The sequence below is a fragment of the Bradyrhizobium sp. JR4.1 genome (assembly GCF_040548605.1).
Lineage (GTDB): Bacteria > Pseudomonadota > Alphaproteobacteria > Rhizobiales > Xanthobacteraceae > Bradyrhizobium > Bradyrhizobium canariense.
In genome coordinates, this window is record NZ_JBEPRY010000023.1 from 35,265 (window position 1) to 59,762 (window position 24,498).

At 63.8% G+C, this 24,498-nt stretch carries 22 protein-coding genes; 12 read left to right on the plus strand and 10 right to left on the minus strand.

The window, feature by feature from the left end:
- Window positions 1-2 precede the first annotated feature (2 nt).
- The gene (gene ahcY / locus ABIB90_RS32305) at window positions 3-1,424 is read left to right on the plus strand and encodes an adenosylhomocysteinase (protein ID WP_354202106.1); all 1,422 of its coding nucleotides are present in this window, start codon (window positions 3-5) and stop codon (window positions 1,422-1,424) included.
- A gap of 160 nt (window positions 1,425-1,584) precedes the next feature.
- Window positions 1,585-3,045 (plus strand): flavin-containing monooxygenase, encoded by a 1,461-nt coding sequence (locus ABIB90_RS32310; RefSeq protein ID WP_354202107.1) that lies wholly within the window; start codon window positions 1,585-1,587, stop codon window positions 3,043-3,045.
- Window positions 3,046-3,239: 194 nt separating this feature from the next.
- On the opposite strand, the gene ABIB90_RS32315 is transcribed toward ABIB90_RS32310, so the two are convergent.
- Window positions 3,240-3,950, minus strand: a complete 711-nt coding sequence (locus ABIB90_RS32315; RefSeq protein ID WP_354202108.1) for an SDR family NAD(P)-dependent oxidoreductase — start codon at window positions 3,948-3,950, stop codon at window positions 3,240-3,242.
- A 213-nt stretch (window positions 3,951-4,163) separates the two neighbouring features.
- Here ABIB90_RS32315 and ABIB90_RS32320 point away from each other — a divergent pair, with 213 nt between their 5' ends.
- The gene (locus ABIB90_RS32320) at window positions 4,164-5,087 is read left to right on the plus strand and encodes a LysR family transcriptional regulator (RefSeq protein ID WP_354202110.1); all 924 of its coding nucleotides are present in this window, start codon (window positions 4,164-4,166) and stop codon (window positions 5,085-5,087) included.
- Window positions 5,088-5,233: 146 nt separating this feature from the next.
- Window positions 5,234-5,389: a hypothetical protein gene (locus tag ABIB90_RS32325; protein WP_007601983.1), complete on the plus strand. Its 156-nt coding sequence runs from the start codon at window positions 5,234-5,236 to the stop codon at window positions 5,387-5,389.
- A 21-nt stretch (window positions 5,390-5,410) separates the two neighbouring features.
- Here the strand turns inward: ABIB90_RS32325 and ABIB90_RS32330 are convergent, their stop codons facing one another.
- A complete protein-coding gene (locus ABIB90_RS32330) occupies window positions 5,411-6,019 on the minus strand; it encodes a hypothetical protein (RefSeq protein WP_354202111.1) in 609 nt (202 codons plus the stop codon).
- Between the two features lie 250 nt (window positions 6,020-6,269).
- On the opposite strand from ABIB90_RS32330, the gene ABIB90_RS32335 reads away from it, so the two are divergent.
- Window positions 6,270-7,199 (plus strand): aspartyl/asparaginyl beta-hydroxylase domain-containing protein, encoded by a 930-nt coding sequence (locus tag ABIB90_RS32335; protein ID WP_354202112.1) that lies wholly within the window; start codon window positions 6,270-6,272, stop codon window positions 7,197-7,199.
- A gap of 6 nt (window positions 7,200-7,205) precedes the next feature.
- Here ABIB90_RS32335 and ABIB90_RS32340 read toward each other — a convergent pair whose 3' ends face one another.
- Window positions 7,206-7,748: a hypothetical protein gene (locus tag ABIB90_RS32340; protein WP_354202113.1), complete on the minus strand. Its 543-nt coding sequence runs from the start codon at window positions 7,746-7,748 to the stop codon at window positions 7,206-7,208.
- A gap of 130 nt (window positions 7,749-7,878) precedes the next feature.
- On the opposite strand from ABIB90_RS32340, the gene ABIB90_RS32345 reads away from it, so the two are divergent.
- On the plus strand, window positions 7,879-8,337 hold the full coding sequence (locus ABIB90_RS32345) for a YybH family protein (protein WP_354202114.1): 459 nt from the start codon (window positions 7,879-7,881) through the stop codon (window positions 8,335-8,337).
- A 145-nt stretch (window positions 8,338-8,482) separates the two neighbouring features.
- Window positions 8,483-9,814, plus strand: coding sequence for an MFS transporter (locus ABIB90_RS32350; protein WP_354202115.1), 1,332 nt, complete (start codon window positions 8,483-8,485; stop codon window positions 9,812-9,814).
- A 73-nt stretch (window positions 9,815-9,887) separates the two neighbouring features.
- Here the strand turns inward: ABIB90_RS32350 and ABIB90_RS32355 are convergent, their stop codons facing one another.
- The 3 genes from ABIB90_RS32355 to galE form a co-directional block, all read right to left on the minus strand.
- On the minus strand, window positions 9,888-10,589 hold the full coding sequence (locus ABIB90_RS32355; protein ID WP_354202116.1) for a fumarylacetoacetate hydrolase family protein: 702 nt from the start codon (window positions 10,587-10,589) through the stop codon (window positions 9,888-9,890).
- 35 nt (window positions 10,590-10,624) lie between these two features.
- A complete protein-coding gene (locus ABIB90_RS32360; RefSeq protein WP_354202117.1) occupies window positions 10,625-12,427 on the minus strand; it encodes an ABC transporter ATP-binding protein in 1,803 nt (600 codons plus the stop codon).
- Window positions 12,428-12,544: 117 nt separating this feature from the next.
- Complete coding sequence (gene galE, locus ABIB90_RS32365; protein ID WP_354202118.1) at window positions 12,545-13,558, minus strand: UDP-glucose 4-epimerase GalE; 1,014 nt, start codon at window positions 13,556-13,558, stop codon at window positions 12,545-12,547.
- Window positions 13,559-13,683: 125 nt separating this feature from the next.
- Between galE and ABIB90_RS32370 the strand changes: the two genes are divergently transcribed.
- On the plus strand, window positions 13,684-14,721 hold the full coding sequence (locus ABIB90_RS32370) for a glycosyltransferase family 4 protein (RefSeq protein WP_354202119.1): 1,038 nt from the start codon (window positions 13,684-13,686) through the stop codon (window positions 14,719-14,721).
- A 228-nt stretch (window positions 14,722-14,949) separates the two neighbouring features.
- Here ABIB90_RS32370 and ABIB90_RS32375 read toward each other — a convergent pair whose 3' ends face one another.
- Both ABIB90_RS32375 and waaF read right to left on the minus strand, forming a co-directional pair.
- Complete coding sequence (locus ABIB90_RS32375) at window positions 14,950-15,480, minus strand: D-glycero-alpha-D-manno-heptose-1,7-bisphosphate 7-phosphatase (RefSeq protein ID WP_354202120.1); 531 nt, start codon at window positions 15,478-15,480, stop codon at window positions 14,950-14,952.
- The gene (gene waaF / locus ABIB90_RS32380; RefSeq protein ID WP_354202121.1) at window positions 15,473-16,543 is read right to left on the minus strand and encodes a lipopolysaccharide heptosyltransferase II; all 1,071 of its coding nucleotides are present in this window, start codon (window positions 16,541-16,543) and stop codon (window positions 15,473-15,475) included. Before waaF ends, ABIB90_RS32375 begins: the two co-directional genes overlap by 8 nt.
- 174 nt (window positions 16,544-16,717) lie before the next feature.
- Here waaF and rfaD point away from each other — a divergent pair, with 174 nt between their 5' ends.
- The 4 genes from rfaD (at window position 16,718) to ABIB90_RS32400 (ending at window position 22,473) form a co-directional block, all read left to right on the plus strand.
- A complete protein-coding gene (gene rfaD, locus ABIB90_RS32385; protein ID WP_007601996.1) occupies window positions 16,718-17,698 on the plus strand; it encodes an ADP-glyceromanno-heptose 6-epimerase in 981 nt (326 codons plus the stop codon).
- Window positions 17,699-17,709: 11 nt separating this feature from the next.
- Complete coding sequence (rfaE1, locus tag ABIB90_RS32390; RefSeq protein ID WP_354202122.1) at window positions 17,710-19,194, plus strand: D-glycero-beta-D-manno-heptose-7-phosphate kinase; 1,485 nt, start codon at window positions 17,710-17,712, stop codon at window positions 19,192-19,194.
- Complete coding sequence (locus tag ABIB90_RS32395; RefSeq protein ID WP_354202123.1) at window positions 19,191-20,477, plus strand: O-antigen ligase family protein; 1,287 nt, start codon at window positions 19,191-19,193, stop codon at window positions 20,475-20,477. The genes rfaE1 and ABIB90_RS32395 overlap by 4 nt, the downstream gene beginning before the upstream one ends.
- A gap of 82 nt (window positions 20,478-20,559) precedes the next feature.
- Window positions 20,560-22,473, plus strand: a complete 1,914-nt coding sequence (locus ABIB90_RS32400) for an SDR family NAD(P)-dependent oxidoreductase (protein WP_007602002.1) — start codon at window positions 20,560-20,562, stop codon at window positions 22,471-22,473.
- Window positions 22,474-22,479: 6 nt separating this feature from the next.
- Here ABIB90_RS32400 and ABIB90_RS32405 read toward each other — a convergent pair whose 3' ends face one another.
- Both ABIB90_RS32405 and ABIB90_RS32410 read right to left on the minus strand, forming a co-directional pair.
- Complete coding sequence (locus tag ABIB90_RS32405; RefSeq protein ID WP_007602003.1) at window positions 22,480-23,499, minus strand: MraY family glycosyltransferase; 1,020 nt, start codon at window positions 23,497-23,499, stop codon at window positions 22,480-22,482.
- Window positions 23,496-24,455, minus strand: coding sequence for a lysylphosphatidylglycerol synthase transmembrane domain-containing protein (locus ABIB90_RS32410; RefSeq protein ID WP_007602004.1), 960 nt, complete (start codon window positions 24,453-24,455; stop codon window positions 23,496-23,498). The genes ABIB90_RS32405 and ABIB90_RS32410 overlap by 4 nt, the downstream gene beginning before the upstream one ends.
- Window positions 24,456-24,498: the final 43 nt, after the last annotated feature.

The window sequence follows — 24,498 nt, forward strand, 5'->3', positions numbered from 1 at the left end:
ACATGAACGCGAAGCCCGGCTTCACCGATTACATCGTCAAGGACATTTCACTCGCCGATTTCGGCCGCAAGGAGCTCTCGCTCGCCGAGACCGAGATGCCCGGCCTGATGGCCACCCGCGAAGAGTATGGCCCGAAGCAGCCGCTGAAGGGCGCGCGCATCGCCGGCTCGCTGCACATGACGATCCAGACCGGCGTGCTGATCGAGACGCTGGCCGCGCTCGGCGCCGACATCCGCTGGGTCTCCTGCAATATCTATTCGACGCAGGACCACGCCGCGGCGGCGATCGCAGCCGCCGGCATTCCGGTGTTCGCCGTCAAGGGTGAGAGCCTGACCGAGTACTGGGACTACACCGCCAAGCTGTTCGACTGGCACGGCGGCGGTCATCCGAACATGATCCTCGACGACGGCGGCGACGCCACCATGTACGTCCATCTCGGCCTGCGCGCCGAGAACGGCGACACCAAGTTTCTAGACAAGCCGGGTTCGGAAGAAGAGGAAGTCTTCTTTGCGCTTCTGAAGAAGCAGCTCAAGGAGAAGCCGAAGGGCTACTTCGCCGAGATCGCCAAGAGCATCAAGGGCGTTTCCGAAGAGACCACCACGGGCGTGCATCGTCTCTATGACATGCAGAAGGCCGGCACGCTGCTATGGCCGGCCATCAACGTCAACGACAGCGTCACCAAGTCGAAGTTCGACAACCTCTACGGCTGCCGTGAATCGCTGGTTGACGGCATCCGCCGCGGCACCGACGTGATGATGTCGGGCAAGGTCGCGATGGTCGCGGGCTTCGGCGACGTCGGCAAGGGTTCGGCCGCCTCGCTGCGCCAGGCCGGCTGCCGCGTCATGGTCTCCGAAGTCGATCCGATCTGCGCGCTGCAGGCGGCGATGGAAGGCTATGAAGTCGTGACCATGGAAGACGCTGCGCCCCGCGCCGACATCTTCGTCACCGCGACCGGCAACAAGGACATCATCACGATCGAGCACATGCGCGCGATGAAGGATCGCGCCATCGTCTGCAACATCGGTCACTTCGACAACGAGATCCAGATCGCGGGTCTGCGTAACCTGAAGTGGACCAACATCAAGCCGCAGGTGGACGAGATCGAATTCCCCGACAAGCATCGCATCATCATGCTGTCGGAAGGTCGCCTCGTGAACCTCGGCAATGCGATGGGCCATCCGTCCTTCGTGATGTCGGCCTCCTTCACCAACCAGACGCTGGCGCAGATCGAGCTTTACGCCAACAACAAGAACGGCAAGTACAAGAAGGAAGTCTACGTGCTGCCGAAGTCGCTGGACGAGAAGGTGGCCCGGCTGCATCTCGCCAAGATCGGCGTCAAGCTCACCGAGCTGCGCAAGGACCAGGCCGACTACATCGGTGTCAAGCAGGAAGGTCCGTACAAGTCGGACCATTACCGGTACTGATCGGCTGATCGCATCTATTATCGACGCAAAGCCCCGGAGCGATCCGGGGCTTTGTTGTTTTGAGCGCGACGCACTGTTTCCTCGCGGTTGTGTCAGGGGCCGATTGCCAGTTGACGAGGGATCGTCCCGGTCAGACAATCGTTGACGGGGGAGGAAACAAATGTCGCAAGAACATTTCGACGTGCTGATCGTCGGTGCTGGCCTGTCCGGCATCGGCGCGGGCTTCCACTTGCAGACCAAATGCCCGGGCAAGAGCTACGTCATCCTCGAAGGCCGCGACTGCATCGGCGGCACGTGGGATCTGTTTCGCTATCCCGGCGTCCGCTCCGACAGCGACATGTTCACGCTCGGCTATTCCTTCAAGCCCTGGACCGATCCGAAGGCGATCGCCGACGGCGCGCAGATTCTCAATTATGTGCGCGAAACCGCTGCCGAGAACGGCATTGAGAAGCACATCCGCTTCCGCCATCGCGTCAAGCGGGCCGCGTGGTCGACGCCGGACGCACGTTGGACCATCGAGGCCGAGCGCATTACCGGCGAGGGCATGGCAGAAACCGTGCGCTTCACCTGCAATTTCCTGTTCATGTGCTCGGGCTATTACAAATACGAGGCAGGCTACACGCCGGAGTTTCCGGGCGTCGCGGATTTCGCCGGCCGCATCGTGCATCCGCAGAAATGGACCGACGATATCGACTGCGCCGGCAAGCGCGTCGTCGTGATCGGCTCGGGCGCGACTGCGGTGACGCTGGTGCCGGAGCTCGCCAAGACGGCCGCGCAGGTCACCATGCTGCAGCGCTCGCCGACCTATGTGGTGTCGCGCCCGGCGCAGGATCCCGTCGCCAACAAATTGCGGCGCAATCTGCCGACGCGGCTTGCCTATCAACTGATCCGATGGCGCAACGTGATGTGGGGAATGTTCTTCTTCCAGCTCAGTCGGCGCCGCCCTGCGAAGGTGAAGGAGCTGGTTCTCAAGGGCGTGCAGATGGCGCTCGGCCCCGACTACGACGTCGCGACCCATTTCACGCCGCGCTACAATCCCTGGGACCAGCGGCTCTGCCTCGTGCCGGATGGCGATCTGTTCAAGGCGATCCGCGAGCAGCGCGCCTCGGTGGTCACCAAAGAGATCGACACGTTTACGCACGACGGTATCCGCCTGAAGGACGGCAGCGAGCTTGCGGCGGACATCGTCGTGACTGCGACGGGGCTGGTGCTCCAGGTGGTCGGCGGGTTGGAGGTTAGCGTCGACGGCCGCGCCGTCGATTTTGCCAGCACGCTGACCTACAAGGGCATGATGTATGCCGACGTGCCCAACATGGCTTCCGCGTTTGGCTACACAAACGCATCATGGACGCTGAAATGCGACCTCACCTGCGAGTATATCTGTCGGCTCATCAACTACATGGACCGGCACAATTTCCGGCAGTGCATGCCGCATAATGACGATCCCACGATTACCGCGCAGCCATCGCTCGATTTCACCTCTGGCTATGTCCAGCGCTCGGTCGCAAAGATGCCGAAGCAAGGCTCGAAGCAGCCGTGGCGGCTCTACCAGAACTACGCGCTCGACATCGTCTCCTTGCGGTTCGGCCGGATCGACGATGGCGTGATGCAATATTCCTGATCGCAACGACCTCCGTGTTCTATGCCTTGCGCGTGGTAAGCGGCAGACGATCAATCGCGAGCGCGAGCACGACGGCTCCTGTGAACAAGTGGCTCCGATATCGAACCCGACCGCTGACGCGGTCGGGGGTGGACTTGCTGCTTGGCATCTGCGTCTGTCACGTCCTCCTCGTGCGCGCGAAGGCACGGATGCGTTCAGTGGCCGGCGCTCTGGCCGCCGTCGACATGCAGGATTTCGCCGGTGACGAAGGAGGCACCTTCGAGATAGAGCACAGCATCGACGATGTCGGACATCTCGCCCATATGGCCGACAGGATGCAGCGCATCGAGCTGGGCGTGCGTCGCAACGGGATGCATCGGCGACTTGATGATGCCGGGCGACACCGCGTTCACGCGGATACCGCGCTTGGCATATTCGATCGCGAGCGATCTGGTCGCGGCGCTCAACCCGCCCTTGCTCAGCGAGGCCAGCACCGAGGGCACGTTCGAATTGGCCTGGTCGACCAGCGTGGTCGTGATCTGGACGACATGGCCCGACCCCTGCTTCTCCATCTCGGCGATTGCGAGCTGCGTGACGTGGAAGAAGCCTGCGACGTTGGTGCCCATCACCGCCGCATAGTCCTCCGCCGTGTACTGCGTGAACGGCTTTGCGACGAAAATGCCGGCGTTGTTGACCAGCGTGTCGACACGGCCGAAGCGGGAGATGGCTTGGGAGACCACGCGCTCGGCCGTAGCCCTCTCGGAGATGTCGCCGGGAACGGCGAGGACATCCTCACCGCCCGACGGCTTGATGGAGCGTGCCGTCGCGACGACACGATAGTTGCGATCGCGAAAACCCTGGACTAGGGCGGCACCGATGCCCTGCGAAGCACCGGTGATGATGGCGACCTTCTGTTCGATACCCATGACGGGCTCCTGTTGTTGGCGTTCATAATCTGGGCCAGCGGCGGCTGGCTTGGCGGATGACGTACGCCGCAGCGGGCCGGCTGCGAATATGCGCTGTCCGGCAGACACTCTTTCGTGGCGCGAACGAATGCTGGCCGTCGCCCGGCGGTGGTTGTCGCAGCGGGAGCGAACGCCTAGCTTGGAGTCGGAGCTCGATGGGCTGGCGGGAAACGTATGGATCGTCTGGATGCGATGAAGGTGTTCGTCCTTGCGGTGGACGAGGGCAGCCTCGCGGCTGCGGGCCGCAAGCTCGGCCGTTCGCCGGCGGCGGTGAGCCGCGCCATTGCGTTCCTGGAGCAGCGGGCCGGCGCTGAGCTGCTGCATCGGACCACACGTTCGATCAAGCTGAGCGAGGAGGGCGAGCGCTATGTCGCGGTCTGTCGCCGCGTGCTCACCGAGTTGGAGGAGGCCGATGACATTGCGGCCGGGCCCCGCACAGCGCCCCGCGGCTTGCTCACAATCACTGCGCCCGTGGTGTCGGGTGAGATGGTGCTGCGGCCGATCCTCGATGCATTTCTCGATGCCTTTCCGACCGTGTCGGCAAAACTCCTGCTGTTCGATCGTGCGGTCAATCTGATCGAGGAGGGGGTCGACGTCGCGCTCCGCATCGGCCATCTCGCGGATTCGGCGATGGTCGCGATGCGGGTCGGCGAGATCAGCCGCGTCGTGGTGGCATCCCCACACTATCTGAAGCAGCACCCGCGCATCACCGAGCCCGGCGACCTCGCCAAGCACCAGATCGTCGCGATGGCGCACCTTCCCAATTCCTGGACCTTTGCACCGCAGGCCGGGTCATCGGCAGCCCGCACGGTACAGTTCACGCCGCGGCTCGTCGTCAACAGCACCTACGCGGCAGTGGCCTCGGCCGTCGCCGGCCGCGGTGTGGCGCGAATGTATTCGTACCAGGTGGGCGAGCAGGTCGCGCGCGGCGAGCTCGAGATCGTGCTGGCCGGCGAGGAGGATCCCGAGATGCCCGCGCATTTGATCTGTCCGCAGGGCCGGCTCTCGGTGCCGAAGGTGCGGACCTTCACGGACTTTGCGGTGCCACGGCTGAAGAAGCAGTTTGCTCAGCTCAAGAACAGCATCACCGCGCGGTGAGCCGCTGCGTGCACGGGCAATGCGTTGTTTTGCGTATACGGCCGCTCGGGTGAATCGGCCATGTTGCCCGAACGGTTAACGCCGGATTAACCGCGGAGTCCTAGCCTGTCTCGGCCGGGGTTACTTGCAAGGCCGAGGTGAGCCCAATGGAAGCCCAGAGAATCGCGGTCGACGCCGTCGTCGCGTTGACCGATTGCGACCGCGACGCCGTGATCACGTTCATCCGCCGCCTGTATCTCGCCGGCGTCACCGACCCGAAGCGCCTGACCTTCAAGGGTCTCCAGGCCCTGTCACGGGCGTGACCAGGGCCCCGTACAATCTGTTTACTGGACGGTCGGATCGCTGATCCGGATTGACGTGACGCGGTCCGCCTGCACTTCGAATGAGAAGGGCCATGGGTGATAGGTCCAGAGCTCGGTCTTCTCCAGCCCGCTCGGCCCGACATGGAAGGGGCCGCCGAACTGCGCCATCAGTTTCTCGGTGCTGTCGCCGAGGTTGATGTGGTTGAAGCTGTAGCCGGGGGCAGGTGCCGGCCCGCTGACCTGAAGCGCGATCACGCGGTTCGCCTTCACGGTTGCGGCGAGATAAGGAGACTGATCGGCCTTGCCGAGGAAGTACACATAGTTCGTTGCGTTGTTCGCCGGCGGCAGCTTGCGGTGCGGTTCGCCGAGCGCGGCCTTCAGTGACGCCTCCGAGATGCCGACGCCGAGCGCGCCCATGCGCTGGCAGGCGAAGCTGAGTAAATCAGGATCCGGCGGGACGGCGCCCTTCTTGGTTTCGACGCGGCAGGCGAATGTCTGCCCTTGCCGCAGCCATTGGCCGCGCAGCTCCGGATCTGGCGTCTTGCCCTGCTGCGGCCGCGGCTGAACGCCTTGGCCATTCGCGGGTACGGATATTCCAAGCAGAGACAGCGCGAGGGCGAAGCCCGCCAACGACCGCCATATCCCCAAGACGCAACTCCAGATTCCCAACCTGTGGAACCCAAGATACCACGCGGCCGAAAGCGGCTGCAACGCCGGTATTGAGGTGGGCGCGGCTTCGATTTGTCCTTGTGCGCCGCCCCGCCCAGGGCCGTGCCAATCACAACCTGCGGAGCAGCCTCAGGATGCATGTCGATATCTTGCCACTCGGGCCGCGTCGGGATAGATCACGTCCCCGGTTAAATCACCTGGAACTGGGGAGATGTTAAAACTGCTTTTTGCGCCGCAACTCGACATTCTCTATGTGCTGGCGGCATCGACCATCTACGTTCATTTCCGCGGCAAGCAGCGGCTGCGCTTCGCGCGCCAGCTTGGCGACCACTCCACCTATCTCGCGCCCTACAATGTGCTGATGTATGCGGGCTCGGCGGTGCCGAACAAGCCGGTGATCCCGGTCGATCAGTTTCCCGAGCTGAAAGCCCTCAGCGAAAATTGGGAGACCATTCGCGATGAGGCCGTTCGCCTGTTCGACGAAGGCTTCATTCGCGCGGCGGCGAAGAACAACGATTGGGGTTTCTACTCGTTCTTCAAGAGCGGCTGGAAGCGCTTTTATCTGAAATGGTACGACGACTTCCTGCCTTCGGCGCGCACGCTGTGCCCGAAGACGGTGGAGTTGCTCAACTCCATTCCGAGCGTGCATGGTGCGATGTTTGCGATGCTGCCGCCGGGCGGCAAGCTCGGCGCCCACCGCGATCCCTTTGCCGGTTCGCTGCGCTACCACCTCGGCCTCGTCACGCCGAACTCGAACAGGTGCCGCATCCTGGTCGATGGCGTCGAATGCGTCTGGCGCGACGGCGAGGCCTTCATGTTCGACGAGACCTTCATTCACAGCGCCGAGAATGCCACCGACGTCAACCGCATCATCCTGTTCTGCGACGTCGAGCGTCCGATGAAATACGGCTTCATGACCGCGATCAACCGCTGGGTCAGCCACCACATCGTCAAGGCCTCTGCAACCCAGAACGTGGACGGCGAGAGCGTCGGCGTGCTCAACAAGGTGTTCGGCAAGCTCTACGAGATCCATCTTGCGAGCCGCAAGGTCAAGCAATGGAATCGCAACGTCTACTACACGCTCAAATATTCGCTGACGGCGCTGATCCTCGGCCTCATCGTGCTGTCGGCATTGCGGTGATCGCGTTTAGTGACGGTGCTTGTGTTCTTCAGAGCCATCAGGGCGTTGGTAACCGCGCAGCTCCGCGTATCGCTGCATTTGGCTCCGGTCGAGCAAGGCAGTTGTCGATAGATGGTATTTGAGGTGGCTTTCGCGGAGCAGTGCCTGGGTTTCCGAAATGGCAATGAGGGCCGCCTTGAGTGACTCCGATGTCACGACGCGGGCGGAGAAGAGGCGGTCCAACTCCGCTTCCTGCTCGACCAGCTTGTTACCCAGCGGGACCGCCTCTTGCTTCATGGCATCGAAGAGGCGCTGAACCCGGATGCGCTGATCCTCGGTCAAATCAAGCCGATCACCGAACTCGAGAACATGGCTCGGACCGGGATATCCATTGAGTTCGGCGGCAAGCGCCAGGCCCATGCCACGTCCGGCTCGAAGATCGTCGATCTGCTGCTGCGACAGCGCCTTGATGGGGCGATGCTCGAGGCCGGCATAGGGCTGAACGGACTGCGCGCTGGCTGCATTGCACGAGACGATAAGCGTGGCCGCAAGCAGGAGAAGGCGTCTCATGAGTCCGGCTCCATGAAATCGGCCCGGTTCGTCGATCGATCTCCACCGGTGCTCTCCACATATCTTGCTGGACGGTTCGCCTCATGGCAACAAGATTGCCGCGATTGAGTTGCCGAACATGGAGCAGGCGATGGCCTCCTTGCCGACCGCGAATACCGAGATCACGCAGTTCTTTCGCCACTGGCTGGAGACCTTCGCGGGCTATGTCCGCGAGGTCGACTATGCCTCGGCGCGGCCGCTCTTCCATCCGGATGTGCTGGCGTTCGGCACGCACAACGACGTCATCCCGGGTCTCGAGCAATGGGTCTCGACGCAATGGGACAACGTCTGGCCGAAGACGGCCGACTTCCGTTTCGTCATCGACCAAGCCTCGATCCTGGCATCGTCCGATGGCACGATGGCGACCGTGATCGTGCCGTGGACGAGCACGGGCTATCATCCCGACGGCAGCGCGTTTCCGCGCCCCGGCCGGGCCACGATGGTGTTTTCAAGACATGGCGATAGCTGGCTCTGCGTGCATTCGCACATGTCGCTCAATCGGGGTGTGCCGCAGACAAGCCACGCCGATCGGGCGGTGAAGGCCTGGTAGTGCCCCCTCCCGGGGCTTATCGATCGACTAAAGTTTTAGCATCCCATTTCACGTCGGTTGGAACCCTTGGAACCCAACGTCGTTTTTTCCGCAACAATAACAGGTGAAAACACGCAAGCGGGGGCCTATCTGAGGATGCGCTCCCATGGCAACCCTTGATCTCGACGCCACCCGACTTACTGCCCCCGAGCATCAGCGCCAGCTTCGCCGCGCCGTGATCGCCTCCACAATCGGGACCGCGATCGAGTGGTATGACTTCTTTCTTTACAGCACCGTCACGGGTCTGGTTTTCGCAAAGCTCTTCTTTCCTCACTCCGATCCCTGGGTCGGCACGCTGGAGGCGTTTGCGATCTACGCGGTCGGATTCGCCGCGAGGCCCGTCGGCGCGGCAATCTTTGGCCATTATGGCGACCGCATTGGACGTAAATCCACGCTGATCGCGACGCTGCTCTTGATGGGACTGGCGACCGCTGCGGTGGCCGTGGTGCCGACCTATGCCAGCATCGGTATTTGGGGCGCCGTGATCCTGACCGTGCTGCGGTTCATTCAGGGCGTCGGAGTCGGCGGTGAGTGGGGCGGTTCGGTACTGATGTCGATGGAATGGGCGCGCAACGACCGATCCCGTGGATTGATCGCATCATGGCCGCAGTTCGGTGTGCCCTGCGGGCTTTTCCTCGCCAATCTTGCCGTGCTGGTGTTCAGCCAGATGGCGGGTGATCAGTTCCTGGCATGGGGCTGGCGTATTCCCTTCGCGCTCAGCATCATCCTGGTCGGCGTGGGCCTCTATATTAGGCTCGGCATTCTCGAAACCCCGGTGTTCTCCAAGCTCGTGGCCGAACGCCAGGTCGATCGCACGCCGATGCTCACGGTGATCCGGGAATACCCGAAGGAGATTCTACTGTCTGCGTTTGCGCGCATGTCGGAGCAGGCGCCGTTCTACATCTTCACGGCCTTCGTGTTCTCCTATGGCATCGGCACCCTGCACGTATCGCGCGACTTCCTGCTGACCGCGGTGCTCTCGGCCTCGGTGCTGTCGTTCGTGTCGATCCCGCTGTGCGGACATATCTCCGATCAGATCGGCCGCAAGAACATGTATATGCTCGGCGCTGCTGTGACGGGCATCTTCGGCTTCGTCTATTTCGCCATGCTCAATACGGGGTCGCTGACCATCATCTTCCTCGCGATCATCCTGTCGCTGATTCCGCACGACATGCAGTATGGACCGCAAGCCGCCTTGATCGCCGAGAGCTTCACCGGACGCCTGCGCTACAGCGGCTCCTCGCTCGGCTATCAGCTCGCATCCGTGATCGCCGGCGGCCCCGCACCGCTGATCGCCACCTGGCTGTACGGCACGTTCCACTCGGCGACCGCGATCGCGGTCTACATCGCGATTTGCGCGGTCGTGACGCTGGTCGCGACCGCGATGATGACCGATTACACCGGAAAGGACATCAACGCGGCGGGGGCGTACGAGTGACGAACTTGAATCCGTAAAAAAGCCCCGGACGCGATGCCCGGGGCTTTGCTGTCCCGTGATCTCGAGCTCAGCCTTATTCCGGCTGACCGATGCTCACCTTCAGCGTACCGACGCCGTCGACGCCGCATTCGAGCTTGTCGCCGGGCTGGAGCTGCGACACGCCGGCCGGCGTGCCCGTCATGATGATGTCGCCGGCGGCGAGCTTCACCTGCTGCGAGAGCTGCCAGATGATCTCGGGCACGTTCCAGATCAGCTCGGTGAGGTCGCCCTTCTGCGCCTCTTTGCTGTTGACCGTGAGCCAGATCTTGCCCTTGGCGGGATGGCCGATCTTCGATGCCGGCTGCACCGCGGAGCAAGGCGCCGAATAGTCGAACGACTTGCCGACCTCCCACGGACGCTCCTTCTTGCGCGAGGCGATCTGGAGGTCGCGTCGGGTCAAATCGATGCCGACGGCATAGCCGTAGACATGGTCGAGCGCCTTGTCAGCGGGAATGTTGAGGCCGCCGCTCTTCATTGCGACGATCAGTTCGACCTCGTGATGGAGATCCTTTGTCAGCGGCGGATAGGGAATGGTGGCGCCGTCCGGCACCAGCATGTCGGCGTGCTTGGCGAAGAAGAACGGCGGGGCGCGCTCGTCATTGCCCATCTCGCGGATGTGCTCGAGATAGTTGCGGCCAACGCACCAGATGCGGCGCACGGGATAACGGCCGCTTTCCCCGACGACGGGAAGCGAAGCCTGGGTCGGAAGCGGGACGACGTAGGAGGCGGCGTTCATGGTGCGATCTCGCTGCTCTTGGGGTGAAGGGAACTCTATGCGGTTGCGCTGATCGGCGCCAGAGCGCCGGCGTCGTGATGTTGCAGGCGGAAGAACGAGGCGTAGCGCCCGCCGCGGCGGAGCAGCTCGTCATGCCGGCCCTGCTCGACGATCTCGCCGCCCTCGACCACCAGGATCGCATCGGCGTGCATGATGGTGTGCAGGCGATGCGCGATCACGATGGTGGTGCGGTTCTGGCAGAGATGCTCGATCGCCTCCTGCACCTGCCGCTCGGACTCGGAATCGAGCGCGGCGGTGGCTTCGTCGAGCAGGATGATCGGCGCGTTCTTGATCAGCGCGCGCGCGACCGCGATGCGCTGGCGCTGGCCGCCGGACAGCTGCGTGCCGTGCTCGCCGACGGGCGTGTCGTAGCCGAGCGGGAAGCCCATGATGAAATCATGCGCGCAGGCCGCTTTCGCAGCATCGATGATTTGTTCTTCGGTCGCGCCCGCGCGGCCGAAGGCGATGTTGTTGCGGATGGTGTCGCGGAACAGATAGACGTCCTGGCCGACATAGGCGGTCTGGGCCCGCAGCGATTTTCGCGAGACGGCGCCGATCGACTGGCCGTCGATCACGATGTCGCCTTGCGTCACCTCGTAAAAGCGCAGCAGCAACCCCAGCACCGTCGATTTGCCTCCGCCGGAGGGGCCAACCAATGCGGTGACCTTGCCGGGCTCGGCAACGAAACTCATGCGGTTGAGGACGGTCTCACCATTGCGGTAGGAGAAGCTGACGTCACGCAGCTCGATGCGTGCAGTCGACAGTTTCAGCGCCGGCTTGTCGTCGTCAGAATGCTCGCTCGCGGGGCTGTCGACGACTTCGAGCAGCATGCGGGCGCCGACGAGCTGGCTGTTGAGGTCGATGTTGAGCCGCGCCAGCCGCTTGGCCGGCTCGGTCGCCATCAGGAACGCGGTCATGAAGGAAAAGAATGCGCCCGGCGTGGCGTTGAGCGCGACCACGCTGTAGCCGCCATAAAGCAGGCAACCGGCGACCGCGAAGCCGCCGAGCATCTCCATCAGCGGATTGGAGCGGTTGGCGACGCGGGCCATCTTGTTGGCGTTGTGCTCGACGATCGCGATATTCTCGTCGATGCGGTTCTGCATGGTGTCTTCGAGCGTGAACGCTTTCACCGTGCGGATGCCCTGCAGCGATTCCTGCATCGTCTCCAGGATGTCGGCGGTGCCGGTGAACTGGTTATAGGCGAGGCCCTTGATGCGCTTGACCAGCTTGCGCAGCACCAGCATCGCCGGTGGCACGGCGACGAGGCCGATGAACGACATCACCGGGTCCTGCCACACCATCACGCCGATCATGGCGAGCAGCATCATGAGGTCGCGCCCGACCGCATTGACCAGCATGTTGAGGACATCGGTGATGGATTTAGCGCCGGCGGTCAGCCGCGCCAGGAATTCCGACGAATGCCGCTCGGAGAAGAATCCGACGCTCTCGCGCATCAGCTTGGCGAACAGCTGGCGCTGGTTGGTGGCGAGGATGGCGTTGGAGATCTTGGTCAGGATCACCATGTGGCCGTAGGTCGCCACGCCTTTGATGAAGAGCAGGATCACCGTGATGCCCGAGAACATCGCGATGCCCGGGATGTTCTTGTCGACATAGGCCTGGTTGATGACCTGGCCGAGCACGTAGGTCGCGCCCGCGGTCGATCCGGCGGCAAGCGCCATCAGCGCGAAGGCGACGAGATAGCGCCGCCAGTAGATGATCCCCTGTTCCGTGACCAGGCGGCGAATCAGCACCGCTGCCGCATAGGGATCGTCGGTGATTTTCTTTGGAAACTGAGCCATCCGCTGTCCATTGACGGCGCAAGGAAAGCCTGCCCGCGCGTCAGGGATCGAACGGCCTCTGTGCCCGCTAAGCCAGCGCTTTTCAAGCCCAATTAAGGGCTTGCGCTGGAATGGAATCTAGGCCGAGGCGGCGTGGCGGAGCTCGCCGTGACGCTCGCGGAACAGCTTGTCCTCCCAGGCCAGCGCGTGCGCCGCGATGGTCTCGAGATCGTCGTATTGCGGCTTCCAGTCGAGCAGGCCGCGGATGCGGCTGGTGTCGGCGACCATGGTCATGATGTCGCCGGGCCTGCGCGGGGCGTATTGCACGGCGAAGCTGCGGCCCGAGACACGGCGCACGGCGTCGATGGTCTCCAGCACCGAGTAGCCGCGGCCATAGCCGCAATTGAGCGTCGTCGAGGCGCCGCCGTTGCGCAGATAGGCGAGCGCCGAGCGATGCGCCTGCGACAGGTCCGTGACATGGATGAAGTCGCGAATGCAGCTGCCGTCCGGGGTCGGATAGTCGGTGCCGAACACGTCGATCTTGGCGCGCTGGCCGGTCGCGGCTTCCACCGCGATCTTGAGCAGGTGCGTGGCGCCGACGGTGGCAAGGCCGATGCGGGCCTGCGGATCGGCACCCGCAACGTTGAAATAGCGCAGGGTCACGTATTGCATGCCGTAGGCGGCGGCGACGTCGTGCAGCATGATCTCGGTCATCAGCTTCGACGAGCCGTAGGGCGACAGCGGCCGTGTCGGCGCATGCTCGGGCACCGGCACCAGGTCCGGATCGCCGTACACCGCCGCGGTCGAGGAGAAGATGAAGCGGTCGATGCCGCGCTTAACCGCGACATTGAGCAGGTTGCGCGCCGTCGTGAAATTGTTGCGATAATAGCCGAGCGGATCGCGCATCGAATCCGGCACGACCACCGAGCCCGCGAAATGGATGATGCTCTCGATGTTGTGCTGGGCGATCACGCCTTCGAGCAGGTTCTCGTCGCCTGCATCGCCGATGAACAGCGGCACGCCTTCGGGCAGATAGGCCGAGAACCCAGTGGAGAGATCGTCGATCACGACGACGTCCTCGCCGGCTTCCGCCAGCGCCAGAACCGTGTGGCTTCCGATATAGCCGGCACCGCCGGTGACAAGCACAGTCATGATCTCACCCGTCTTCGATCAATGCTCCAAGCTAACGTTTACGTGGTGAAGAGTGGGTATCGGCGCGGCTGAACTGGTCACTATGCTTAATGTTGCGTATAGGGACTTTCGAAACGGAGCGTGACGTGGCGAATTCCCCGAGCGATCTCGAAGTGATCGTGCCAAATCTGCACAGGCGCTATTCCGGGGTCACCGCGACCAACCGGATGGTGGCGCCGCGGCTGGCAAAGCTGTTTCGCGCCGCGTGGTTCGGCTCCGACGCGCCGGAGGGGATCGCGCGCCTGAATGGTGGCGATCTCCTGAAGTTATGGCGCCGCAAGGCCCCGGTGATCTGGCACGCGCGCCGCAACAACGAGATGATCGCGGGCGTGCTGTTGCGCGCGCTCGGTTGGCCGCTCAAGCTCGTCTTCACCTCGGCGGCACAGCGCCATCATAGCTGGATCACGCGCTGGCTGATCCGGCGCATGGACGCGATCATCGCGACATCGGATCTTTCGGCCTCGTTCCTGAAAGTGAAGGCGACGGTGATTCCGCATGGCGTAGACACCGAAATCTATGCGCCGCCGCTCGACCGCACGGCTACTTTCGCGGAAGCCGCGCTGTCGGGCCGCTACGCGATCGGCTGTTTCGGCCGCGTGCGCGCGCAGAAGGGCACCGATGTGTTCGTCGATGCGATGTGCCGCCTGCTGCCGCGCTATCCGGATTTCACCGCAATCATCGTCGGTCAGGTCACAGCCGAGCAAACCGCTTTTGCAAACGACCTGAAGAAGCGGATCGAGGCCGCCGGTCTGCAATCGCGCATCGTCATCACCGGCGAACTCCCGATCGAAGACGTGCAGCGCTGGTATCAGCGGCTGACGATCTACGCTTTCACCTCGCGCAACGAAGGTTTTGGCCTGACGCTGATCGAGGCGATGGCGGCCGGCAGCGCGCTGGTCGCCGCGCGCGCGGGCGCGGCCGAACTCGTGGTCGAGGATGGCGTGACAGGCGTGCTGATCCCCACCGGTGATGTGGATGCGTTGGCCGCAGCGCTGGAGCCGCTGATGCGCGATGTGGCTGCCGCAACCGCGATGGGCGAACGCGGGCGGGCACGGGTGCTCGAACGGTTCAGCCTCGATGCCGAGGCGGCCCGGATCGGTGAGGTCTATCGGCCATTGCTCTGAGCGAGCGGAGAAAACATTTCCCGGCACAGTAGCTGGGGCAGCGGAATCAATGGCTTCGCGGCCCATACAATGCAAATGCGAATTTTACGAGCTTGTTTGAGCCGTCGGACGAGACACCTAAGGTCAGTAGGGGACATTGCAGGTTGTGCGCGGCCTCCGGGGATGCGCTCCGGCACGGGACCCGTTGACGTTCTTTCTCCACTCATTGTCCCGCCGGATCGCCGCAATCTAAGGTCGCTTGGTCCGGGCGAGCACCTCGGTCACGAACGCGTCGAGATCACCGCCTGGAAAGAGAAAGCTCGGCAGTCCGAGCGCCTTGCCGGCCTCGACGTCCCGGGCCTGATCTCCGATTACGAAGCTGCCGTCGAGTTGCACCGGCCAGTGCTGGACGAGATCGCGCAACATACCAGGTGCCGGCTTGCGCCAATCATGCTCTCCGATGTAGCCGGCGACCGTTCCTTGCGGATGGTATGGACAGAAGCGGATGTCGTCGATCCGTGCGCTGTCACGGGCGAGTTCGTCACGCATCCAGCCGTGCAGCCGGTTCACATCGACTTCGGTGAAGAGGCCGCGCGCGACGCCGGACTGGTTGGTGAAGACGAACACCCAATAGCCGGCCTCGTTGAGGCGGCGAATGGCCCCGGCAACGTTGGGCATCCAGCGGATGCGGTCTTGCGTCCCGATATAGCCATCGTCATGGTTGATGACGCCGTCGCGATCGAGGAATGCGGCGGGCTTCGCCGCGCGGCCGTCAAACATTTCCAAGTCCCTGCGTCCTCACAAGCACGTCTCTCGCGATCTCGACCACCTCCTGCGCCGCGATATCTCGCATGCAGCGGTGGTCGTTCATCTTGCAGATCGTGCTCTGGCATGGCTGGCAGGAGAGCACGCTCTTGCCCTGGACCACTGTCGCGGCCAGGCCGTTGAGGGGGGCCCAGAGATAGGGGCTGGTCGGGCCGAAGATGCCCATTGTCGGCGTGCCGAGGGCGGCTGCGATGTGCATCAGGCCGGAATCGTTGGAGATCGCGACGCCGGCCGCGGCCATGGCCAGCGCGCCGTTGCGCAGATCATTGCCGGTAAGGTCCCGCACCCCGGCGCCGCCAGCCGCGACGATCTCCTGCGCCAGGCCCTTTTCCCCGGGGCCGCCGACAACCCAGACCTCAAGGCCGCGCTCGGCGAGCAAGCGGGCGGCCTCGGGATAATAGGTCCAGCGTTTTGACACCCCGACCGAGCCGGGGGCGAGCGCTACGGCAGCGCCGGCGCTGAGGCCATTGGCCTGCCGCCAGCGAACGACGTCCTCGGCCGGGACCCGCAATTGCGGCACCGGCCATTCCGCCGGCAGCGGGGCGCCATCGGGCTGGGCGAGGGCGGCGTTCTTGTCGATGAAGCGGGGCAGCTTCTTTTCGCCCCAGCGCCAGCGATTGAGCAGGCCGAATCGGAACTCGCCGACGAAGCCGACCCTTTCCGGAATCCCGGCCAAAGCGGGCGCAATTGCGGCCTTCCAGGTCCGGGGTAGCACCAGGGCGGTGCCGTAGTTCCGCTCGCGCAGGAGCTTCGCCAGGCCGAGCTGGCGGCCCACGGCGAGCCGGCCGCGCGGCAGGTCCCAGACGATCGCTTCGCGCACGCCCGGCATGTAATCGACCAAGGGCGCGCATAGAGAGGTCGTGAGCAGATCGACCGGCCGGTTCGGCCAGCGCTCGTTCAGAACCCGCACGACGGTGTGATTCCGGACGAAATCGCCGATCCACATGTAGGGGACGATCAGGATCGGGCGCGTGTCGCTCCGATCTACATGTCCACTAAGCTGCGAATCTTGGTTCATTAGTTATAGGGCCGTAGGTGCGCTGATGTGGCGGTTTCGGTTAGCCGCTCCGGACCGGCAGGTAAAGCCGGCCGAGCGGCAATCCCAAAACCGCTTACACTTTGGCGGATCATGCGCTAGGGCAGAACCGGGCCGCAAAACTTCGGGCAGGCAAAATCTGGCAGGGAAGTTGGAATGTTGCTGGTGACCGGCGGGGCCGGTTTTATCGGATCGAATGTCGTCGCCGCGCTGAACGAGGCCGGCCGCAGCGACGTCGTGGTCTGCGATCTCCTTGGCAACGAGGGCAAATGGCGCAACCTCGCCAAGCGGCAGCTTGTGGACATCGTGCCGCCGGCTGAGCTGCCGGACTGGCTGAAGGGCCGCAAGCTCGATGCGGTGATCCATCTCGGGGCGATTTCCGCGACCACTGCGACCGACGGCGACCTGGTGTTCGAGACCAACTTCCGCCTATCGATGCGCCTCCTGGACTGGTGCACGGCGAATGCCGTGCCGTTGATCTACGCCTCCTCGGCGGCGACCTATGGCGACGGCGAGGCAGGATTTGACGACGACAGCTCCGTGCCTGCGCTAAAAAAACTGCGGCCGATGAATCTCTACGGCTGGAGCAAGCACCTGTTCGATCTCGCCGTCGCCGAGCGCGCAGCGAACGGCGAGAAGCTGCCGCCGCAATGGGCCGGGCTGAAATTCTTCAACGTGTTCGGCCCCAACGAATACCACAAGGGCTCGATGATGAGCGTGCTGGCGCGCCGCTTCGACGACGTCAAAGCCGGCCGCGTCGTGCAATTGTTCAAGTCGCATCGCGAGGGCATTGCCGATGGCGACCAGCGCCGCGATTTCATCTATGTCGACGACGTCGTGCGCGTGATCATGTGGCTGCTAGCGACGCCCTCGGTGTCCGGCATCTTCAATGTCGGCACCGGCAAAGCGCGCAGCTTCAAGGATTTGATGCTGGCGGCTTATACCGCGCTCGGCGCCAGCCCCAACATCGAATACATCGACATGCCCGAGCAGATCCGCGGCAGCTACCAGTACTTCACCCAGAGCGAGGTCGATCGCCTCCACCGCGCCGGCTATAATGGCGGTTTCACGACGCTCGAGGACGCGGTGAAGGCCTATGTCGGGGATTATCTCGACCGGCCCGACCGCTTCCGCTGAGGCCCATCACCATGCCGACGCCCATTCTCGATTTCGATGCCCTCGCACAAGCCATCTCGGGCCGCAGGGTGCTGTGCATCGGCGACATCATGCTGGACGAGTTCGTCTATGGCGAGGTATCGCGGATCTCGCCGGAAGCGCCGGCGCCTGTCATCGCGGCACAGCGCAGCGAGATCCATATCGGCGGCGCCGGCAATGTCGCGCGCAACGTCGCCGCGCTCGGCGCGCGCTGCATCTTCGTCGGCCTCGTCGGTGACGACGAGGCGGGCAGGCAGCTCGCCTCGACGCTTGCGGAGCAGGGCGCGATCGAAAGCGTGCTGGTGTGCGATCCCTCGCGTCCGACCACGCGAAAAGTCCGTTTCGTCTCTGAGCATTTTTCCACGCACATGCTGCGTGCGGATTGGGAGCAGGCACAGCCTGCTTCCGATCCGATCGAGACCAAGCTGATCGAGGCGATCCTGCCGCAGATCACGCGCGCCGACATCGTGCTGCTATCCGATTACGCCAAGGGCGTGCTGACTGCCCGCGTCATCCGCCACACCATCGATGCCGCGCGAAAACTCGGCAAGCCCGTAATCGTCGATCCCAAAAGCCTGAACTGGGCGATCTATCGCGGCGCGACGTTGCTCACGCCCAATCGCAAGGAATTTTCGGAAGCGACCCGAAGCCGCGCCGACACCCCGCAGAGCATCGTCGATGCCAGCGAGGACGTGATGCGGCTCGCCGATTGCGAAGCGATCCTGGTCACCCAAGGCGAGCACGGCATGACGTTGGTGCCGCGCAACGGCGAGGCCGTTCACGTTCCGGCATTTCCGGTCAAGGTGCGCGACGTCTCCGGCGCCGGCGACACCGTTGCCGCCGCGCTCGCGGTGTCGCTCGCCGCCGGCGCAGACTGGGACACGGCGCTTCGCATGGCCAGTGCCGCGGCCGCCGTCGCCGTCGGCAAGCAGGGCACCGCCAGCGTGAGTGTGGCCGAGCTGAAGCGAAAGATATTGCCGCATGCCTATCTCGCGGCCGAAGAGAAGATCGTGCTCGAGCCCGGTGCGCTCGACGCGCAGCTCGCGGAATGGAAGAAGCAAGGCCAGCGCGTCGGCTTCACCAATGGCTGCTTCGACATCCTGCATCCCGGCCACGTCAAGGTGCTGACAGCGGCGCGCTCCGCCTGCGACCGCCTGATCGTGGGCCTCAACAGCGACGCCTCGGTGCGGCGGCTGAAGGGCGCCGACCGCCCTGTTCAGGACGAGCGAGCGCGTGCGGAAGTGCTGGCGGCGCTCGAAGCGGTCGATCTCGTCGTTATTTTCGATGAGGATACGCCGATCGACCTGATCACCCGCATCAAGCCGAGCGCGCTGATCAAAGGGGGCGATTACACCCGCGAGCAGGTGGTCGGCCATGAGGTCGTCGAGGCCGCGGGCGGAACGGTCGTGCTGGTCGACATCCTCCAGGGCTTCAGTACGACCGCGTTGGTGCATCGCGCCCGGGGAGGGGACAAGTGACAGCGCTCGCACGCGAGACGATGGGCGAGATGGTGCTTCGCCGGCTGCGCAGCCCCATGGCCTGGCGCGAGACCGTTGATATATTTGCGGTCCTGACCGCGGCTTCCCTGCCCTGGTCGACCTCGCTTGCGGGGATCTTCAACGCGCTGATGCTGCTGTGCATGGTGCCGTTCCTCGACGTCCGCGCGTTCCTCCAATCGCTGAAGCGGCCGATCTGCATCGCGCCGATCGCGCTGGTGCTGCTCGCGCTGGTGGGGACACTCTGGTCGGATGCGACCTGGGGCGCGCGATTCTATGCGGTCAATCCGACCATCAAGCTGCTGGTGCTACCCGTCCTGCTCTACCATTTCGAGCGCTCGCCACGCGGGCACTGGATTTTCATCGCCTTTTTGGCATCCTGCGCCTTGTTGTCGATGATGTCCTGGCTGGTGGCCTTCTACCCGGACCTCGCGCTCAAGACCGATGCGCCCGAACGCGGCATCTTCGTTAAGAACTACATCGACCAGAGCCAGGAATTCACCCTCTGCGCGGTCGCGCTCGCCTATCCGATCGTGACGCTGCTGCGCGAAAAGCGATACTGGTTAGCCGGGGTGCTCACGGCGGTTGCGCTGAGCTTCTTCGTCAATATGATCTTCGTGGTGGTGTCGCGCACCGCACTCGTCACCATTCCGATCATGTTCGGCGTGTTTGCGCTGGTTCATCTCAAATGGCGCAACATTGCGATCGTCGCCGCTGCGCTGCTCGCCGGCGCTTTTTTGGCCTGGCAGGCTTCGCCGCATTTGCGCCAGACGGCTGAGAGGTTTACCGACGATTACACGCGCTATGTGGAAAGGGGCGAGCCCACCTCGCTGGGCCTACGGCTCGAATTCTGGCGGAAGTCGCTCGGCTTCTTCGCGGAGGCGCCCATCAAAGGACACGGCACGGGCTCGACGCGCGGATTGTTCGAGCGGGTCGCAACGCCCAAAGGCCAGTACTTGGCATCCGCCGAGGTGATCGGCAATCCGCATAATCAGACGCTGAACGTTGCCGTGCAATGGGGCGTCATCGGGATCGTCGTCCTCTACGCTATCTGGATGCTGCATCTGCGGCTGTTTCGCGGCAGCGGACTTGCCAACTGTATCGGATTGCTAGTCGTAGTGCAGAACGTCTTCACCTCGTTGTTCAACTCCCACCTGTTCGACTTCCACGAGGGCTGGATGTACGTCATTGGCGTCGGCGTAGCCGGCGGAATGGTGATTCGGGCACATCAGGTCGAGGCCAAGATGAGGGAAGCCAGTTCCTGAGCGTCGCGCGGCTGGCAAGTCTGGTTCAGATGGGCTATCAGCGCGTCAGATTGCAATCTAACTGGGTTTCATTGGTCGGCGGATGACGCATCTTTCGCATCTCACCTCGCGCAATTTCCTGATCGCGCTCCACGACTTGCTAGCGACCGCGGCGGCGCTCTTTGCCGCCTTCTATTTGCGCTTTGAAGGTGGCGACGGCTTCTTCGAACGCTTGCCGCTATTGTTGCAGATGCTGCCCTACTTCCTCGCCTTCAGCGTGGTTGTGTTCTTCACCTTAAACCTGACTACGACGAAATGGCGCTTCATCTCGCTGCCGGATGCGCTGAACATCATCCGCGCCGCGACCGTGCTGACGGTGGCCCTGCTCGTGCTGGACTACATCTTCGTTGCACCAAACGTCCGTGGCAGCTTCTTTGTCGGCAAGGTGACCATCGTCCTCTACTGGTTCCTGGAGATCGCATTCCTCAGCGCGCTGCGGATGACCTACCGCTACTTCCGATACGCGCGGGTGCGGCGACATGCCCGCATCAATGACACCGCGCCGACGCTGCTGATCGGGCGGACTGCGGATGCCGAGGTTTTGCTCCGCGGCATCGAGAGCGGAGCGATCAAGCGGATCTGGCCGGTCGGCATATTGTCGCCGTCGCGTGCCGATCTGGGCCAGCTCATCCGCAATGTGCCGGTGCTGGGCAGCATCGATGACGTCGAAGACGTCATTAGTGATTTTGCCAAGCGCAATAAGGCGATCGCCCGTGTCGTGATGACGCCTTCGGCCTTCGAACCGGAAGCCCATCCGGAATCGATCCTGATGCGGGCACGCAAGCTAGGCGTGATCGTGAGCCGCATGCCATCGCTCGAAGGCGGCGAGGCGCCGCGGCTCACCGCGGTCGCGGTCGAAGACCTCCTGCTGCGGCCGAGCGAGACGATCGACTATGCACGCCTTGAAGCACTGATCAACGGAAAGGCAGTGATCGTCACCGGGGGCGGCGGCTCGATTGGTTCAGAGATCTGCGAGCGCGTCGTCGCGTTTGGCGCCGCGCGGCTCCTAATCGTGGAAAACTCCGAGCCGGCGCTGTACGCGATCACGGAAGCGCTTGCTGCGCATCGTGCGGCAGCTGAGATCGAAGGCCGGATCGCCGACATTCGCGACCGCGAGCGCATCATGCGCCTCATGACGGAGTTCAAGCCGGACATCGTGTTCCACGCCGCGGCGCTCAAGCACGTTCCCATTCTCGAGCGCGACTGGAGTGAAGGCGTGAAGACCAACATCTTCGGCACGATCAACGTTGCGGATGCCGCCGTGGCGGCCGGTGCTGAGGAGATGGTGATGATCTCGACCGACAAGGCGATCGAACCGGTGTCAATGCTCGGCCTGACCAAACGTTTTGCGGAAATGTACTGCCAGGCGCTCGATCACGACCTTGCCGCAGGCAGCGGCAGCGCCAAGCCGCCAATGCGGCTGATCTCGGTCCGGTTCGGCAACGTTCTGGCCTCGAACGGTTCGGTGGTTCCGAAGTTCAAGGCCCAGATTGAGGCAGGCGGCCCGGTGACGGTCACGCATCCCGACATGGTTCGCTACTTCATGACCATCCGCGAGGCCTGCGATCTCGTCATCACGGCGGCAACGCATGCGCTCGGAACGCGGCGTTCGGACGTGTCGGTCTACGTGCTCAACATGGGCCAGCCGGTGAAGATCGTCGATCTCGCCGAGCGCATGATCCGTCTCTCGGGCCTGCAACCTGGTTACGACATCGAAATCGTGTTCACGGGCATGCGACCGGGCGAGCGCCTGCACGAAATCCTGTTCGCCTCCGCGGAGCCGACTCGCGAGATCGGAGTTGCTGGGATCATGGCGGCGCAGCCGAACGAGCCGCCGATGCAGACGCTGCGCAAATGGATTGCGACGCTTGAGCAAGCGATCGTGCGCGACGATCGCGCCGCCATCCGAACCATCCTGAAGGATGCAGTTCCGGAATTTGGCTCGACCGCGGCTTGATGTCCTTCAAGACGCCGGACGGCGCGAGAAGCGCCGCAGCACGACGCCGATCGCGATTGCGCCCCCCAGCAGTGCGATCGGCGTGATCGTCACCGAGCCGGCGCGAGCGGTGACGATGGCAAGCCCCGCGAGCACGAGATTGAGTGCGAACACCTCCCCGATCACGCGGGAGACCGTGAAGCCGTGATCGGTGGCGCGCTGGTAGAAATGCGAGCGATGCGCCGACCAGAATTGCTCGCGCCTTGCGATGCGCCGGAACAGCGTGATGGTCGAATCCACGAGGTAATAGGCCGGCAGCAACAGCGCCGCGGCGGGCTGCCCGCGCCAGGCGAGCTCGAGCAGGCACCAGCCGAGCAAAAGGCCGATCGGCAGGCTGCCGACGTCGCCCAGGAAGACTTTTGCGACCGGCTTGTTGAACGGCGCAAAGCCGAGCACGGCGCCGCATAGCGCCGCGGCGATCAGCGCGGCCGGCCACGACAAATCGCCGAGCAGTCCCAGCAGCAGCAGCGCCGCGCTGACGGGCACGACTTCCGCCACCGTCATCAGATCGAGCCCGTCCATAAAGTTGACGAGGTTCAAGAACCACACGCCCGCCAGCAGGATGAGTCCGCGCTCCAGCGCGAGCGGCAGCGCCGGCACGATGCGCGCGGTCTCGGGCGTGGTGAACACGACGGCGCCGACCGCTGCGGCCTGCAGCACGAGACGCACGAGCACCGGCAGCGACTTGACGTCGTCGGCAAATCCGACCGCGGCAATCAACACCGTCGCAGCGATCAGCGCCGGCGGAATCGCGACGTTCGCCCAGGCTGCCCAGGCTGATGCGACCAGCAGCGTCGCTGATATCACCGCGATGCCCGCACCCTGCGGGGTCGGGATACGGTGAGAGGACCGCGCGTTGGGCCGTGCCAATGCGTAACGCTGGAGCAGGGGGCGGCTGGTCCAGGTGATGACGCCCGACACCAGCGCGGCAATCGCAACGGCAAGCAGCGATGGTATCGCGCCGAGCGCGTCGACGGACCCGTTCACTCCGGCACCCCGAGCGGCGCCGATCCCTGCGCGGCTTTCTCGGCGCTCAGGATCCAGACCAAGCCGCCGATCGCGCCGACGATGAAGTACACGGCGCCGAACAGCAGCGAGACGTTGACGCCCTCGTTGGCGGCCAGCCCCGCGAAGCCGAACGCGAGGCTCATGGTGGCTTCACGCACGCCCCAGCCGGCGATCGAGATCGGCATCATCGTGATCAGCATCACCGGCGGCACCAGCATAAAGACGTCGCTGAAGCCGACCGGCGCCGCGATCGACTGCACGACGCACCAGGCGACCACGACGGCCAGCACATGCACGGCGAGCGACAGGATCACGACGGCCGGTCCGCGCGAGCGGCTGAAGATCACTCGGTTGGCGATCACCGCACAGGCGTGAATGTGATGCGTGGCCCACCAGGTTTTCAGCCAGCGCCATTGCAGCGCGCCGAAGACCAGGAAGCCGAGACCACCCGCAAGCGCGGCGAAGTCGACGAGCAGCAGGGCGGAGCGCCCGTGCGGATCGGAGATGAGGGCGTAGCTCCACGGCAAGCTTGCCACGATCATGATCGCGAGCGCGATCAAACCGATCGCGCGGTCGACAAAGATCGAGTAGGTCGCAGCGCGCCAGCCGGCGCCGGCGCGCGCGACGAGCCACAGCCGGACCGCATCGCCGCCGATCGCCGAGGGCAGGGTCTGGTTGAAGAACGATCCGATCACGTTGTAGCGCATGGCGCGGCTGAGCTCGAGCGGGGCGCCGCATGCGGCGCTGATCTCGCGCCAGCGCAACACGCCGACGAAGATTTGCAGGAACGTGACGGCGATCGCCAGGCCGATCCAGAACAGGCTGGTCACGGTGAAACGCGAAAACAGTTCGGACAGATCGACCTTGCGCAGCGCCAGGTACAGCAGCGCCCCGGAAATCAGGATCTTGGCCGTCGACAGCAGGATTCGGCGCATTTCGCCCGCATGAACAAGGGTTTTGAAGCAACCCGACGCAAGG